The organism is Pseudarthrobacter sulfonivorans (genome assembly GCF_014712225.1).
In the GTDB taxonomy this organism is placed as follows: Bacteria; Actinomycetota; Actinomycetes; order Actinomycetales; family Micrococcaceae; genus Arthrobacter; species Arthrobacter sulfonivorans.
Genome location: NZ_JACXBW010000013.1, coordinates 136,696 through 151,988 on the forward strand (window position 1 = coordinate 136,696; position 15,293 = coordinate 151,988).

The following is a 15,293-nucleotide window of genomic DNA, read 5'->3' on the forward strand; positions in this document are numbered from 1 at the left end:
CGGAGCAGACCGTGAACATTAGTGCTGACCAGCCGATCTTCGTGATCTCGGTGGCGGCCGAACTGGCGGATATGCACCCGCAGACGCTCCGGCAGTACGACCGGCTGGGCCTTGTTTCGCCCAGCCGGGCACCGGGGAAGTCCCGCCGCTACTCGCAGCGGGACGTCAACATGCTGCGTGAGGTTCAGCGGCTTTCCCACGAAGGCGTCTCCCTGGAGGGCATCAAAAGGATCCTCGAACTTGAGAACCAGGTGGCTGCACTCCAGCGCAAGGTGAGCGAGCTGACCGAGGAGGTGGCCCGCCGTCGTGATCCGCTGGACTCCAGGATTTTTGCCGCCGGCGCGGCGGGCGATGTGGTGAGCCTGGCACGCGGCCAGCGTCCCCGCGCGCGCTCGCAGGCCGTTGTGGTCTGGCGGCCCAGGGCCCTGGGCAAGTAAGCAAGCCGGAAACAAGCACCCTGGAACCAAGTACTCGGAAAATTAGAGTACTCACTACTCGTGACCCGTCCGTCCCCGGTGTCTTCAATGGAACTGTTGCTGGTCTCACAGCGCAGGTCCGAGTCTCTGGGGGTTCACGTGTTAGGTTCTTCAGTCGTTATGTTTGCGGGGTCCAGCGCTGGGCTGATCCTGCTCGCCTTCGGGCAGACCGTTGTGGTGGTCTGCGCGTGTTTTGACATGGTGCGGGCACTCTCGGTGCCAAGATCGCACCGACGGTACGTGGCCAGCACCGTCTTCCGGACGCTGGCCATCCCCTCGATCATCGCCACGGGCATGAGCGCGCTCATCGCCGCGCTGTCCTGGTCGTGGATGGACGTTTGTATGTCCACGTTCGTGATGGTGGCGATCATTTTCCGTCTCCACCACGACAAGGACGAGGACAGCTGGTGGAAGGGCAAGGGCAAAAAACTCGCCCGCTGGGCCCGCCGCCAGTTCAGTTCCGGGACCAGGGTGGCGCCGGCGATGGGTTAGCCCCTCCTATCGCCACAGGTCAGGGCCGTTTTCGGTAGTCCGACGAAATGTGTCCGGCCGGCCGGTGAAAGTTACGCAAGGCAGGTTTCCTGCAGGTTAACTTCTCCAGCCCGCTCTCCCGCGCTAACTCAAGCCTCTCCACCGGGTGCACTGAGCCCGGGAAGGATCGCGGCCTGTCCCGAAACGGCCCGGAAACCAATCACGCAGGCGCCGAAACAATTCGCTCCTAGATTCATCGCAAGGGGTCACTTCCAGGACCCCGGAGGCGAGCCGTTGCCTCAGGCAGCGGCGGAGTGAAAAGCAGGTACACATGTGGGTTTCGGTCACCAAACGCGCGTTCATTCCCTTGGCGGCGGCCGCCATGGCCACGGTCCTGGCCGGCTGCGGCAGCCAGATTGCGGATCCGGCATCCGCGGGCTCCACCGCGAGCAGCGGTACTACCTGTGTCAACACGTCGGGAAGCAGCATCAAAGTGGGCTTCATCAACTCGCTGTCGGGCACCATGGCCATCAGCGAGAGCACGGTGTTCGACTCCCTGACCCTGGCCGCCGAGGAGATCAATGCTTCCGGTGGTGTCCTGGGCAAGCAGCTCTCGGTCATCAGTGAGGACGGTGCCAGCGAACCGACCAAGTTCGCGGAGCGTGCCGGGAAGCTGATCCAGCAGGACTGCACCGCCGCGGTATTCGGCGGCTGGACGTCGTCAAGCCGCAAGGCGATGCTCCCGGTGTTCGAGGCCAACGACGCACTGCTGTTCTATCCGGTGCAGTACGAGGGCCTGGAGTCGTCCAAGAACATCTTCTACACCGGCGCCACCACCAACCAGCAGATCATTCCAGCCCTGGACTATCTGGCCGAGCAGGGAACCAAGTCGCTTTTCCTTGTTGGCAGTGACTACGTCTTCCCACGGACAGCCAACAAGATCATCCAGGCCTATGCCGCGGCCAAGGGCATCGAAATCCGCGGGGAAGAGTACGCCCCGCTCGGCTCCACGGAATTCTCCACCATCGTCAACAAAGTCCGCGACTCCAAGGCAGATGCTGTCTTCAACACCCTCAACGGCGACAGCAACGTAGCCTTCTTCCGCCAGTACAAGAGCGTCGGACTGACCGCGGACACTATGCCCGTGGTCTCGGTTTCCATCGCCGAGGAGGAGGTCCCCGGCGTCGGCCTGGATAACGTGCACGGCCAGCTGACGGCCTGGGACTACTACCAGACCCTCGATACCCCGGCAAACAAGAAATTCGTCGCCGCGTTCAAGGCCAAGTTCGGCGCCGAGCGGGTCACCAGCGATCCCATGGAAGCTGCCTACACGTCGCTGTACCTGTGGAAAGCCATGGTGGAGAAGGCCGGGTCCTTTGAGGTGGACAAGGTGCAGGCCGCGGCTGGCGGAGTGACCTTCGAGGCGCCTGAAGGCCTGGTGACGGTGAACGGGGAGAACAACCACATCACCAAAACCCCCCGCATCGGCAAGATCAATGCAGATGGCCTGATCGACACAGTGTGGTCATCTCCTGCGGCGGTTAAACCGGACCCGTTCCTGGCCACCTATGACTGGGCCAAGGACCTGGCCAAGTAACGGCCGCGACAACATCATCGAGGAAAGGCCTGCCGGAATGGAACTCCTGATAGGGCAGATGTTCGCCGGACTCAGCCTCGGCTCCGTCCTGCTCCTGGCAGCACTGGGTCTGTCGTTGACGTTCGGCCAGATGGGGGTCATCAACATGGCCCACGGCGAGTTCATGATGGCCGGCGCCTACACGGCGTTCGTGGTCCAGCAAACCATCTCCGACGCCGGCGTATCACTGCTGGTTTCCATTCCCGCGGGCTTCCTGGTGGGAGGTGTCCTGGGGCTGGTGCTCGAGGCGGTGCTGTTGCGCCGCATGTACCACCGGCCCCTGGACACCCTCCTGGTCACGTTCGGGGTGGCGCTCATCCTGCAGCAGGCCGCGCGTGACATTTTCGGCGCACCCAGCGTCGATGTCCGTGCGCCGGGATGGCTGCAGGGAAACATTGAGTTGCTGGGCGCTCCGATTCCGCTGACCCGGCTCTTCATCCTGGGGCTCTCGCTGCTGTGCCTTGCCGGCCTGGTCCTGCTTCTGAAGGCCACACCGCTCGGGCGCCGTATCCGGGCGGTTGTCCTGAACCGGGATCTTGCGGAAACGAGCGGGGTGTCTACGCGGCGCAGTGACCAGCTGACGTTCTTCATTGGTTCGGGCCTGGCGGGCATTGCCGGCGTCGCAGTTACCCTGATTGGTTCCACAAGCCCTTACCTGGGCACCAACTACATTGTGGATGCCTTCCTGGTGGTGGTGGCCGGGGGCATCGGCCAGATCAAGGGCGCCGTCATCGCCGCATTTGCCCTGGGCGTGCTTCAGTCCGTCTTTGAATACTCGACGACGGCCAGCATCGGCAAGGTCCTGATCCTGATCGTAATCGTGATGTTCCTCCAGCTCAGGCCGCAGGGCATCTTCAGCCTCAAGACAAGGAGCCTGGCATGAGAAACCTGTTGCGCGGGCGGTTGGGAACCGCCGCCGGGTTCACCCTTGGCGCGGTCCTGCTCCTGGGAGTCGCGCCCGCGGTTCTTCCGGCCTTCAGCCTGGGCCTGCTCGGAAAGTTCCTCTGCTTTGCCATCGTGGCAGTCGGCATCGGCCTGGCCTGGGGACGCGGCGGCATGCTGACCCTGGGCCAAGGGGTGTTCTTCGGGCTTGGCGCCTACATCATGGCCATGCACATGAAACTGGCCGACGCGTCGCTCTTTGGCGGCACCGGCGTCCCGGACTTCATGTCCCTTTACGGCAGCGGAGAGGTGCCCGGGTGGTGGGAACCGTTCCGGAGCCCTGCGCTGACGCTCCTGGCTGTGGTCCTGGTTCCGGGGCTGGTGGCTTTGGTCCTCGGTTTGGCCATTTTCAAGCGCCGTGTCAAAGGTGCCTATTTTGCGATCCTCAGCCAGGCCCTGGCGGCTGCCTTCGCCGTGTTCCTGATCGGGCAGCAGGCCACGACCGGCGGCTCCAACGGGCTCAACGGGTTCCGGTCCTTCTTCGGCTTTGACCTGAAGGATCCCAGCAACAAGCTCATGCTGTACATGATCGCGGCGGTGGTCCTCCTGCTGGCGCTCGCCATTGCCAGGCAGCTGATGCACAGCCGCCTGGGCGAGCTGCTGGTGGCGGTCCGGGACCAGGAGGAGCGCGTCCGGTTCCTTGGCTACGATCCGGCGACCGTCAAGACCGTCATCTACGTGATTGCAGCTGTCCTGGCAGGCATCGCGGGGGCGCTGTTCGTCCCGCTCGTCGGAATCATCTCACCGGCGGATGTGGGAGTCATCCCCTCCATCGCCTTCCTGATCGGCGTCGCCATCGGCGGCCGCGCAACCCTCCTGGGGCCGGTCCTCGGGGCTGTGGGCGTCGCAGCAGCCCAGTCCAGCCTGGCCTCCACTTTCCCGTCGTTCTGGGTGTACTTCCAGGGGCTGCTGTTTGTCCTGGTCATCGGGTTCATGCCCGGTGGGCTTGCCTCTTTGCCTGCCGCGGTGGGCAGGTGGCGCCGGACCCCGGCCAGCGCGTCAACGCCGGACGCGGCGCCGCCTTCATCAACACGGCCCGCTGCGCCGGACCTCCCAGCGCCTGATCCGGAAGCGCCAGATCCCGCGGCGCCGCATCCGGAAGCGCCGGATCCGGAAGCGCCAGATCCCGCGGCGCCGCATCCGGAAGCGCCAGCGAAAGCCACCAGACCTGAGGAGGTCAGCAGATGACTACGCCCACACTGCTCCCTGACGGGGAGCCCCGGGCCGGGGGGCTGCGCCACGGCAGGCCCAAGTACCTTGAAGTCCGCGACCTTTCGGTGTCCTTTGACGGGTTCCTCGCCGTGGACAAGGTCAATCTTGATGTGATCCAGGGCGACCTGCGGTTCCTGATCGGTCCCAACGGTGCCGGGAAGACAACCGTGATCGACGCCATCACCGGCCTGGTCCCGGCCACCGGATCGGTGAACCATACAGGCACAGAGATCCTCGGCCGCAAAGTGCACCAAATCGCCCGGCTCGGTGTGGGGCGCACCTTCCAGACCGCAAGCGTGTTTGAGGACCTCTCCGTTCTCCAGAACCTCGACATCGCTGCGGGTTCGGGCCGCGGACCGCTTCAGATGCTCCGACGCCGGAAGGCCGTGGAGCCGGCGGTGGAGGAAGCCCTGGAAATCATCGGACTGGAAGGCGCCGCTGACAAAAAGGCCGGGATCCTCGCGCACGGACAAAAGCAATGGCTGGAGATCGGCATGCTCCTGGTGCAGAACTCAGACCTGCTGCTTCTGGACGAACCAATCGCGGGGATGAGCCAGGATGAGCGCGCCGAAACAGGCGCACTGCTCCACCGCATCGCGGCCAGCCGGATCACGCTGGTGATTGAGCACGACATGGACTTCGTCCGGGAGTTCGCCACGTCAGTCTCAGTCCTTGCTGCCGGCAAGGTCCTCAGCGAGGGAAGCGTAGCGCAGGTGCAGGCAGATCCGAGGGTGCAGGAAGTCTACCTGGGGACCTCGAAAACGGGAGGCCACTGATGCTGGAAATCGAAGAGCTGCAGACCGGCTACGGCCGTACGCAGGTGATCTCCGGGGTGAGCGTGACCGTCCCCGACGGTGCCGTTGTTTCTGTCCTGGGGCACAACGGCGCTGGCAAGACGACGCTGCTGCGCGCCGTCGTCGGGCTGCTCAAACCCACGGCGGGACGCATCACACTCGACGGGGATGACATCTCGGCGCTCCGCCCGCACCAGCGGGTGGCGCGGGGCATGGCCTATGTGCCGCAGGGCCAGCAGTCATTCGGGCAGCTTTCCGTTATGGAGAACCTGCAGCTCGTGGCAGACGGGCGGAGGAGCGGCACTGAACGCGTGGGCGAGGCCCTCGATATGTTTCCCGCGCTCCGGCCGCTGCTGGCCAGGAGGGCGGGGCTGCTTTCTGGCGGCCAGAGGCAGCAGCTGGCCATTGCCCGGGCCTTGATCACCGACCCGCGGCTGCTGATCCTGGACGAACCAACCGAAGGGATCCAGCCCAACATTGTGGCCGAGATCGAAGAGACCATCGTCAAGCTGTCCCAACGCAACGGCATGAGCATCCTGCTGGTGGAGCAGCACATCGGGTTCGCCCTGCACGCTGCGGACAGTTACTACGTCCTCTCGGCTGGAAGGGTATCCTCCTCGGGAGCGGGCGGCGCCGGATCGGCCGCCAGCGTGCGGCAGGCGATGCTCATCTGACGACTCAACCGCCGGGGGCTGCGTCCCACGGTGAGGTGTCCCAAGCGCTCCTCATGAGTACGGAATTGTACGCAAAGCTGTGGCCCTGAAATCACGAGCCGTCGAGCGTACTATCGAGTACATTCACACAACGAAGTGAGGAAAGCCCGTGCAGTTCCATCACCACGGTTACGTATCAGGGGACCCGCGCATCAAGCCCGCCGCCGGCGTCGGCCTCGACCGCCCGGCCGGGCTCCCCGGCCAGGTTGACGTGCTCATCGTGGGCACCGGCCCCGCGGGCATGCTTGCCGCGGCCCAGCTTTCCCAGTTTCCCGGCATCACCACCCGCATTGTGGAGCGCCGTGCAGGAAGACTCGTCATCGGCCAGGCAGACGGCATCCAAGCCCGCAGTGTGGAGACCTTCCAGGCCTTTGGTTTCGCCGAACGGATCATCGCCGAGGCCTACCGGATCACCGAAATGGCGTTCTGGAAGCCGGACCCTGCCGATCATTCCCGGATCGTCCGCGCCGCCCGGGCCGTTGATGATGAGATGGGCATCAGTGAGTTTCCGCACCTGATCGTCAACCAGGCCCGCGTGCTGGACTACTTCGCCGAATACATGGCCGATGCTCCCACGAGGATGAAACCGGATTACGGGTACGAGTTCCGCGGCCTGGAAGTCGGCGAAGGAGAGCACCCCGTTACCGTGACCCTCGCCCGCACGGCAGGTCCAGACGAGGGCCAGGAGCGCATTGTGCGGGCGAAATACGTTGTCGGTGCGGACGGCGCGCGCAGCAAGGTGCGGGATTCGATCGGCTGCACCATGGCCGGGGACCAGGCCCATCACGCGTGGGGCGTCATGGATATCCTCGCCGTTACGGACTTCCCCGATATCCGGACGAAATGCGCCATCCAGTCCGGCTCGGGCGGCAGTATCCTGCTGATCCCGCGCGAAGGCGGCCACCTCTTCCGCATGTACGTGGACCTCGGCGAGGTGGGCCCGGATAACAAGGGTGCCGTGCGGAGCACCACGATCGAGGAGATCATCGGCCACGCAAACGCCATCCTGCACCCCTACTCGCTTGATGTCCGGAACGTCGCCTGGCACAGCGTGTACGAGGTTGCCCACCGCCTCACGGACAGGTTCGACGACGTGCTGCCGGAGGAGCGTGCCACCCGCACGCCGCGGGTTTTTATCACGGGCGACGCCTGCCACACGCACAGTGCCAAGGCCGGCCAGGGCATGAACGTCTCGCTGCAGGACGGTTTCAACCTCGGCTGGAAGCTCGGCCATGTCCTCGAGGGCCGCAGCCCCGCCAGCCTGCTGGCTACGTATTCGGCCGAGCGCCAGGTGGTGGCGAAGAATCTCATCGACTTCGACAAAGTGTGGTCCACCATGATGGCCAAGAAACCGGAGGAGTTTGAGAGCCCCTCCGAACTCGAGGACTTCTATGTGCGCACCGCCGAGTTTCCAGCCGGATTCATGACCGAGTACGCGCCGTCCATACTCACCGCCGAACCTGCACATCAGGATCTGGCCGCGGGCTTCCCGATCGGCAAGCGCTTCAAGTCGGCGCCCGTGGTGAGGGTGTGCGACGCCAACCCCATTCACCTCGGCCACCACGCCACAGCTGACGGCCGCTGGCGCATCTACGTCTTCGCGGATGCGGCCGCCGCAGGCTCCCCAGCACCCGCCACGGACCTGGCCGAGTGGCTCGCGAACTCAGCCGAATCGCCGCTCGCTGCAACGCCGTCGGGAGCTGATCCTGACGCGTGGTTCGACGTCAAGGTCGTCTACCAGCAGGACCACACCGCAGTGGAAATAGGCGCCGTGCCGGCGGTGTTCAAGCCGCCCGTTGGGCCGTTCAAGCTGACCGACTACGAGAAGGTCTATGCCACCGATGCCAAGACTGACATCTTCGATCTCCGGGGCCTTCACCGCGACGGCGTGGTGGTGGTCGTACGGCCGGACCAGTACGTGGCAAACGTGCTGCCCCTGACCGCGACGGCGGAACTTGCAGCCTTCTTCGCACCGCTCCTGCCCGACCGGAAGCCCTCCTGACCTACCGGAAACCGGCGTAAGAGCCGGGTCGAAAAGAGCCCCAGTCCCCCTGAAATCGGACGCCTGACCCCGCCATCTGCGGTACCTCTGACCGGGCCCCATTTTGGTCCGGTGTACTAGCATGAGATTCCATGGCTGAACAACAAGACACGCGGAACCCGGCAGATGGACCACCGAAGGCGCTGGTACCACGCAGTCAGCTTGGCGGTACAGATCGCAAGCGCAGCGGCCCGGAATTCGAGAATCGCCCGCCTGTTTCCAGCCAGGAGCTTAGCCGGGGCCCCGCTGAACTGATCGAGGAGCCCCAGCCCAAGGTCAACTGGCGCGTGTTCGTGATCGCGTCGGTCATCATCGTCGCCTTCTCCGTGTGGGCGATGCTGGTGCCGGCGACCGCCCAGTCCACCATGAAGACTGTGGTGGCCTGGATCGCGGAGAACGTGGGCTGGTTCTACGTCCTCACCGTGACTGTGGTGATCGGGTTTGTCCTGTGGGTCGCCTTTTCCAAGGAGGGCTCCGTCCGGCTGGGTCCGGACCACTCGCGGCCCCAGTACAAGCTCTTCACCTGGGTGGCCATGCTGTTCGCGGCGGGGGTGGGCATCGACATGCTGTTCTTCTCGGTCACCGGACCCATCAGCCAGTACATGTCACCGCCGGCAGGCCAGGGACAAACGCCGGCAGCTGCCGCGGACGCCGTGGTGTGGACCATGTTCCACTACGGGGTGGCTGGCTGGGCCATGTATGCGCTCCTCGGCATGGCCATGGGGTACTTCGCCTACCGGTGGGGCATGCCCCTGTCCATCCGGGCTGCCTTATATCCGCTGCTGGGCAAGCGGGTCCGTGGCGGCATTGGCGATGCGATCGACATCGTCACCCTCGTGGGAACTGTCTTCGGTGTTGCCACGTCCATGGGGATCGGTGTGGTGCTGCTGAACGTGGGCTTCGCGTTGATGTTCGGCCTGGAACAGGGACTGGCGCTGCAGATCGCACTCGTGATTGTCGCCGTCATTCTCACCATCGCCGCGTGCACCTCGGGTGTTGACAAAGGGATCCGCTGGATCTCCGAACTGAACATCTGGAGTTCCGCGGCCATGCTGCTGTACATCCTGGTAACCGGCCAGACCTCATTCCTGCTCAACTCAATGGTGGAGAACATTGGCCGGTTCCTGTTCACCCTGCCCGACCGCACCCTGCAGACTTTCGCCTACGAGGACGATGGTTCTCAGTGGATGGCCAGCTGGACGCTCTTCTTCTGGGCTTTCTGGCTGGCGTGGGGCCCGTTCGTGGGCCTCTTCCTGGCCCGCATCTCACGCGGCCGGACGCTGCGGGAGTTCGTGATTGCCGCCATCACCGCCCCGGTTCTGTGCGACTTCCTGATTGTGAGCATCTTCGGCAACAGCGCCATGCACGAGGTCCTGAGCGGGAACACGGACTTCGCCCAGCTGGCCATGGACAGCCCGGAACAGGGCTGGTATGCCTTGCTGGAGATGTTTCCCGGGGCATCTTTCCTGATCGGCCTGGGCACGCTGTCCGGCCTGCTGTTCTACCTGACGAGCGCCAACTCCGGCGCCATGGTGATGTCGAATTTTTCGTCTTCCATCCCGGACCCGTCCCAGGACGGCGCTAAGTGGCTCCGCATCTTCTGGGCGGTCCTCACCGCCCTGCTGACCATCGCAATGCTGGTTGCCGGCGGTGTGACCACCATGGAGTACGCCACGCTCATCTTTGCCCTGCCGGTGACCATCATCGCCTGGCTGGTGATGGCTTCCTTCTCGAAGGCACTGCGCATGGAGCGCGCCGAACGCGAGGGGCAGGTCCTGCGCAGGCAGTCGACGGCGGCGCACGGCGGCATGGTGCCGGACCGCACCTGGCGGCAGCGGCTCGCCGGGATGCGCTCGTACCCTTCCAAAAAGCAGGTGGCCCAGTTCATGGAACGTGTTGTGCAGCCGGCGCTGGCCGACGTGCTCCGGGAGTTCACCAAGCAGGGCTACCCGGCAACCCTGGACATCATTCCCAACGAGGAAGCCAACATCTCCAGCCATGCCCTGGTTGTCAGCATCCCGAACCACCGCGACTTCCAGTACCAGGTCCAGGCTGTGGAGGCGCCGGTCCCCATGTTCGGCGGCCGCATGTCCCGCGAAACCGACGTCTACTACCGCGTGGAAGTGTTCGCACAGACAGGGTCCGAGGGCTACGACCTGATGGGTGTGACCCACCAGCAGATCATCGACGACGTCCTGGACCGCTACGAGGCCCACCTCGGCTTCCTGACCTACTCCACCCAGCACGATTACGCCTCGGTGCTCACGCCGCCGATGCCGCCCGCCACAGGGTCCATCGCTAAGATTGAGCCCGCAGAAGCCGACAGCGGGGACGCCCCGGTCAAGGAGTGACCGCCACGGAGTGACCGCCAGGGAGTGACGCGCCGGGGACGGGCCGCCTCAGGCCCTGACGGCCTGGGCCGTCCGGTAGTCGGCGGCGGGGTAAACGCCCAGGATGCGGACTTCGGTGGTGAAGAAATCCAACTCCTCCAGGGCCAGCCGCAGGGGCAGGTCCTCCGGGTGGCCCTCCACGTCAACCATGAACATGGTGGCGGCGAACTCGTCACCCACCATGTAGCTCTCCAGCCGCGTCATGTTCACGCCGTTGGTGGCGAAGCCGCCCAGCGCTTTGAAGAGCGCTGAGGGGACGTTTCGGACGCGGAACACGAAGCTGGTCATTGTCGGGCCGGTCAACTCATCCCGGGTGGGTAGTTCCTTTTCCCGGGCCAGCACCACGAAACGGGTGGTGTTGGAAGGATCGTCCTCGACGCGCGACGCCAGCACTTCCAGGCCGTAGATCTGGGCGGCGAGCGGGGGAGCGAGGGACAGTTTGGTGGGGTCGTTCCATTCCCGGACCTCCCGGGCTGAGCCGGCGGTGTCGCCGGCGATGACAGGGCGGAGCTTGGCGTCGCGGATCAGGCGGCGGCACTGCCCCAGTGCGTGGATGTGGCTATGGACCTCGGTGGCGCCCTCGATGGTGCTGCCCGGGATGCCCAGCAGGTCGAAGTGAATGGGCAGGAAGAACTCGCCCACGATCTGCAGGTTCGACTGGGGCAGCAGGATGTGGATGTCAGCCACGCGGCCGGCAATCGAGTTCTCAATCGGAATCATGGCCAGCTCGGCGTCACCGCTTGATACCAGCTCGAACGCGTCCTCGAAGCTGGCGCACGGAATGCTTTCAAGCTCGGGGAACATGTCCATGCACGCGATGTTTGAGTTGGCGCCGGGTTCACCCTGGTACGCAATTTTCTGGGCCATGCTCGGTATGGTTTCACGTCTGGTGCCCGCCCGCCCAACCGAGGCCACGGCGAGTAGGGGATTTGGGGCCGAACGACACAAAGAATTGGGCGGGCCAATCGGTTGTTATCATTTCATGTTGAACATTTAACAAATTTGAGGAGACAGTGTGGACGCGCGGCTTGAAGCCATCCGGAACACGGTACTGGCGCGAAACCCTGGCGAGGCCGAATTCCACCAGGCTGTGACCGAGGTTTTCGAGAGTCTCGGCCCCGTCCACGACAGGCACCCTGAGCTGATCGAGGCCGCCATCCTGGAGCGCCTCTGCGAGCCCGAGCGCCAGATTATCTTCCGCGTTCCGTGGACCGATGACTCCGGCCGTGTGCAGATCAACAGGGGCTTCCGGGTTGAATTCAACTCCGCCCTCGGCCCCTACAAGGGTGGCCTGCGCTTCCACCCCTCGGTCTACCTCGGCATCGTCAAGTTCCTCGGGTTCGAGCAGATTTTCAAAAATGCACTCACCGGCATGCCCATTGGCGGCGGCAAGGGCGGCTCGGACTTCGACCCCCGCGGACGCAGCAACGCTGAAATCATGCGGTTCTGCCAGTCGTTCATGACCGAGCTGTACCGCCACATCGGGGAATACACGGACGTACCCGCCGGTGACATCGGCGTGGGCGGACGTGAAATCGGCTACCTCTTCGGCCAGTACAAGCGCATCACCAACCGCTACGAATCCGGCGTCCTGACGGGCAAGGGAATTTCCTGGGGCGGCTCCCTGGTGCGTCCCGAAGCAACAGGCTACGGCACCGTCATCTTTACCCAGGAGATGCTGAAGACCCGCGGGATGTCCTTCGATGGCCAGCGCGTCGTGGTGTCGGGTTCCGGAAACGTGGCCATCAACGCCATTGCCAAGGCCCAGACGCTCGGTGCCAGCGTGGTGGCGTGCTCCGACTCCTCCGGTTACATCGTGGATGAGGCGGGAATCGACGTCGGACTCCTGCGTGAGGTCAAGGAAGTGGAGCGCGGCCGCCTCAAGGATTATGCCCTCCGCCGTCCCGGTGTTTCCTACGTGGAATCCGGGTCCGTTTGGGATGTCGACGCCAAAGTGGCTCTTCCGTGTGCCACGCAGAACGAGCTCGACGGCGATGCTGCCGCGCGGCTGGTGCGCAACGGTCTCGTCGCGGTCGGTGAAGGCGCCAACATGCCCTCCACCCGTGACGCCGTGGCGGTGTTCCAGGACGCTGGAGTGCTGTTCGGGCCGGGCAAAGCGGCCAACGCGGGCGGGGTTGCCACATCGGCCCTTGAGATGCAGCAGAACGCCAGCCGCGACTCCTGGACCTTCGAGCACACAGAGCAGCGCCTCACCGAAATCATGGTGGGAATCCATGACCGCTGTGCGTCCACCGCGGACGAATACGGCGAGCCTGGCAACTACGTGCTGGGCGCCAACATCGGCGGCTTCGTCAAGGTGGCTGACGCCATGCTCGCGCAGGGGCTCATCTAGGGCATCCCCCAAACATCACGTTCCCTCACAGAGGCCACGGACCAATATATAAAGGTCCGTGGCTTCTGTGCTTTCGTGGCGAACACGGAGTTGAAGCGCCAGCTCCCACGTGGCGCTGCACTGGAGTGACGTCTGAAACTCGCGTGCGGACGACTGAAACGTTGATTTAACCGGGCGGAAACCTACGGCGAAACGGCAGCCCTACAGTTGGAATCAGACGGCAATAGCTGCCCTCCAATGAACGTGGTACTGACTCCGCGTCCCTCCTCCGACGCGGCCTCGACGGGCAATTTCCGTTCTCTCTTCGCATCACGAAAGGGGTTTCCCATGGATTCGGGAAATGTCGCTTGGATTCTGGCCAGCTCGGCGCTGGTCTGTATGATGATCCCCGCCCTCGCCCTGTTTTACGGGGGCATGGTGGGGTCTCGTCGCATTCTCAACATGATGATGATGTGCTTCGGCGGCGCGAGCCTGGTGGCGGTTCTCTGGGCGCTATTCGGCTACTCCATGGCCTTCGGCAACTCCGTCGGGGGCCTGGGACTGATCGGTGACATCACCGAATTCCCGGGCATGGGGCAGTTGCTGGCCAAGGACGACTCGGCAGCCATCCCGGTGATCCTGTTCGCCGCGTTCCAGCTGTTCTTTGCCTGTGTCACCACGGCGCTGGTAGCGGGAGCGGCAGCCGGACGTATGAAGTTCGGTGCATGGATGCTGTTCGCGGGCATCTGGGCCACCATCGTCTACTTCCCCATCGCGCACTGGGTGTTCGCCTTCTCGTCCGCCGACGGAACCGTCACCGGGGGCTGGATTGCCAACGGCATCAAGGCCATCGACTTTGCCGGCGGCACCGCGGTGCACATGAACGCCGGCGCGGCCGCACTGGCTCTGGCCTTGGTCCTCGGAAAGAGCTCCGGCTGGCCGAAGATGGAGCACACCAAGCCGCACAGCCGGCCGCTGGTTCTCATTGGCGCCGGGCTGCTGTGGGTTGGCTGGTTCGGATTCAATGCGGGCTCCGCGCTCTCTGCGGGCCAGTCCGCTTCCGTTGTCTTCCTGAACACGGCAGTGGCGGCTTCCGCCGGGCTCCTCGCCTGGGCACTCGTTGAGCGGCTCCGCCACGGAGCAGCCACCAGCATGGGCGCAGCATCCGGCCTGATCGCCGCGCTGGTTGCCATCACTCCGGCCTGTGGTGCCGTCAGCCCGCTGGGCGCACTGGCCATCGGTGCCATCGCCGGCGCAGTCTGCTCGCTCGCCATCGAATGGAAGTTCCGCCTGGGCTACGACGACTCACTCGACGTTGTTGGCGTCCACTTGGTCGGCGGCATCATCGGCACGCTGCTGATCGGGCTCTTCGCGACCGACCAGGCTCCGAACGGAGTGAGCGGTCTCTTCTACGGCGGCGGCTTCGAGCAACTTGGGATTCAAGCGATCGCCACCATCTCCGTTCTGGCGTACTCGTTTGGGGTGACCTGGATTCTGGCGAAGATCCTGGACCATGTGGTCGGCCTGCGTATCAAGCCGGAAGACGAGCTCCGGGGCATCGACCTCGCTGCCCACTCGGAGCTGGCCTACCTGACGGACGAAGACCCCGTGCAGCTGGGTTCCCCGCAGCGGGCGTGATACCGCTTCACGCTGACAGCCCAATCAATAAACAGCGCAATAAATCAATAGCTAGCCCAAATAATTCAATAAATCACGAGTCCGGCCGTGGGTCGAACTGCGGACCGGTGCCAGCGCCCGCTGGCTTATAGTTCCGCGGTTCGGCCCACGGTCGTGAGTGTGGCCCAGTTCGGGTAGGGATCTTGGGGGAGTGGCCGTCCCGGCAGTGAGTCGTCCGGGAACAGCACATAGTCCGGAAGATCATCTTCGAAAAGCGGAAAGTGGACCAGGCTATGTTCCGGGAATGGATCTTCGGGGAGATCCTCAGATAGCGAATCTTCTTGGACGGCCCAGCCATCGAAAGGAGCCGCAGGCAGATTGTTGTCCCGACGCGGGGTTTCGGAGGGCAGGGGAAGGCCCGGACGCAGGATATCGGAGGGCAGGGGATAGCCCGAAATGCGGCCGCTGAAGCCCGGATCAATGAGAAGGGTAGTGTCGAGAAGGGCGGCGTCAAACCCGGGGTCTTCCAGTTGCTGCGGCCAGACGGATGGTTCCCAGTCGGGGTGTTCGCTGGTGTAGTGGCGGCCGGTGGGTGAGATCCAGCCGGGTGGTTCGGTTTTGGTGGCTTCGGTGGGTTTCCAGGCTGTGGTGTGTTTGAGCCGGTGGTGT

At 64.2% G+C, this 15,293-nt stretch carries 12 protein-coding genes and 1 pseudogene; 11 read left to right on the forward strand and 2 right to left on the reverse strand.

Going from position 1 to position 15,293, the window contains the following annotated elements; translation table 11 throughout:
* Window positions 1–11 precede the first annotated feature (11 nt).
* The 9 genes from IAQ70_RS16740 (at window position 12) to betT (ending at window position 10,636) form a co-directional block, all read left to right on the forward strand.
* Window positions 12–437: a heat shock protein transcriptional repressor HspR gene (locus IAQ70_RS16740; RefSeq protein ID WP_190990449.1), complete on the forward strand. Its 426-nt coding sequence runs from the start codon at window positions 12–14 to the stop codon at window positions 435–437.
* Between the two features lie 159 nt (window positions 438–596).
* On the forward strand, window positions 597–968 hold the full coding sequence (locus tag IAQ70_RS16745; RefSeq protein ID WP_190990471.1) for a hypothetical protein: 372 nt from the start codon (window positions 597–599) through the stop codon (window positions 966–968).
* Window positions 969–1,278: 310 nt separating this feature from the next.
* On the forward strand, window positions 1,279–2,544 hold the full coding sequence (gene urtA / locus IAQ70_RS16750; protein ID WP_190990450.1) for an urea ABC transporter substrate-binding protein: 1,266 nt from the start codon (window positions 1,279–1,281) through the stop codon (window positions 2,542–2,544).
* A gap of 37 nt (window positions 2,545–2,581) precedes the next feature.
* Window positions 2,582–3,466, forward strand: coding sequence for an urea ABC transporter permease subunit UrtB (gene urtB / locus IAQ70_RS16755; protein WP_190990451.1), 885 nt, complete (start codon window positions 2,582–2,584; stop codon window positions 3,464–3,466).
* Complete coding sequence (gene urtC, locus IAQ70_RS16760) at window positions 3,463–4,713, forward strand: urea ABC transporter permease subunit UrtC (RefSeq protein WP_190990452.1); 1,251 nt, start codon at window positions 3,463–3,465, stop codon at window positions 4,711–4,713. The genes urtB and urtC overlap by 4 nt, the downstream gene beginning before the upstream one ends.
* Complete coding sequence (urtD, locus tag IAQ70_RS16765; protein WP_190990453.1) at window positions 4,710–5,513, forward strand: urea ABC transporter ATP-binding protein UrtD; 804 nt, start codon at window positions 4,710–4,712, stop codon at window positions 5,511–5,513. Before urtC ends, urtD begins: the two co-directional genes overlap by 4 nt.
* Window positions 5,513–6,205 (forward strand): urea ABC transporter ATP-binding subunit UrtE, encoded by a 693-nt coding sequence (gene urtE, locus IAQ70_RS16770; RefSeq protein ID WP_190990454.1) that lies wholly within the window; start codon window positions 5,513–5,515, stop codon window positions 6,203–6,205. The genes urtD and urtE overlap by 1 nt, the downstream gene beginning before the upstream one ends.
* Window positions 6,206–6,353: 148 nt before the next feature.
* Window positions 6,354–8,246, forward strand: a complete 1,893-nt coding sequence (locus IAQ70_RS16775; protein WP_190990455.1) for an FAD-binding monooxygenase — start codon at window positions 6,354–6,356, stop codon at window positions 8,244–8,246.
* 131 nt (window positions 8,247–8,377) lie between these two features.
* Complete coding sequence (betT, locus tag IAQ70_RS16780) at window positions 8,378–10,636, forward strand: choline BCCT transporter BetT (protein WP_190990456.1); 2,259 nt, start codon at window positions 8,378–8,380, stop codon at window positions 10,634–10,636.
* 48 nt (window positions 10,637–10,684) lie between these two features.
* On the opposite strand, the gene IAQ70_RS16785 is transcribed toward betT, so the two are convergent.
* A complete protein-coding gene (locus IAQ70_RS16785) occupies window positions 10,685–11,542 on the reverse strand; it encodes a prephenate dehydratase (protein ID WP_190990457.1) in 858 nt (285 codons plus the stop codon).
* Window positions 11,543–11,690: 148 nt separating this feature from the next.
* Between IAQ70_RS16785 and gdhA the strand changes: the two genes are divergently transcribed.
* Both gdhA and IAQ70_RS16795 read left to right on the forward strand, forming a co-directional pair.
* Window positions 11,691–13,028 (forward strand): NADP-specific glutamate dehydrogenase, encoded by a 1,338-nt coding sequence (gene gdhA / locus IAQ70_RS16790; RefSeq protein WP_190990458.1) that lies wholly within the window; start codon window positions 11,691–11,693, stop codon window positions 13,026–13,028.
* A gap of 327 nt (window positions 13,029–13,355) precedes the next feature.
* The gene (locus IAQ70_RS16795; RefSeq protein WP_190990459.1) at window positions 13,356–14,645 is read left to right on the forward strand and encodes an ammonium transporter; all 1,290 of its coding nucleotides are present in this window, start codon (window positions 13,356–13,358) and stop codon (window positions 14,643–14,645) included.
* Between the two features lie 125 nt (window positions 14,646–14,770).
* Here IAQ70_RS16795 and IAQ70_RS22815 read toward each other — a convergent pair.
* Window positions 14,771–15,293 (reverse strand): annotated as a pseudogene (locus tag IAQ70_RS22815) (hypothetical protein); the annotation flags it as partial.

Excerpts from the sequence above, each read along its gene's own strand:
- IAQ70_RS16745 (WP_190990471.1), top strand. The coding sequence starts at position 597 with ATGTTTGCGGGGTCCAGCGCTGGGCTGATCCTGCTCGCCTTCGGGCAG.
- urtA (WP_190990450.1), top strand. The coding sequence starts at position 1,279 with ATGTGGGTTTCGGTCACCAAACGCGCGTTCATTCCCTTGGCGGCGGCC.
- urtB (WP_190990451.1), top strand. The coding sequence starts at position 2,582 with ATGGAACTCCTGATAGGGCAGATGTTCGCCGGACTCAGCCTCGGCTCC.
- urtC (WP_190990452.1), top strand. The coding sequence starts at position 3,463 with ATGAGAAACCTGTTGCGCGGGCGGTTGGGAACCGCCGCCGGGTTCACC.
- urtD (WP_190990453.1), top strand. The coding sequence starts at position 4,710 with ATGACTACGCCCACACTGCTCCCTGACGGGGAGCCCCGGGCCGGGGGG.
- urtE (WP_190990454.1), top strand. The coding sequence starts at position 5,513 with ATGCTGGAAATCGAAGAGCTGCAGACCGGCTACGGCCGTACGCAGGTG.
- betT (WP_190990456.1), top strand. The coding sequence starts at position 8,378 with ATGGCTGAACAACAAGACACGCGGAACCCGGCAGATGGACCACCGAAG.
- IAQ70_RS16785 (WP_190990457.1), bottom strand. The coding sequence starts at position 11,542 with ATGGCCCAGAAAATTGCGTACCAGGGTGAACCCGGCGCCAACTCAAAC.
- IAQ70_RS16795 (WP_190990459.1), top strand. The coding sequence starts at position 13,356 with ATGGATTCGGGAAATGTCGCTTGGATTCTGGCCAGCTCGGCGCTGGTC.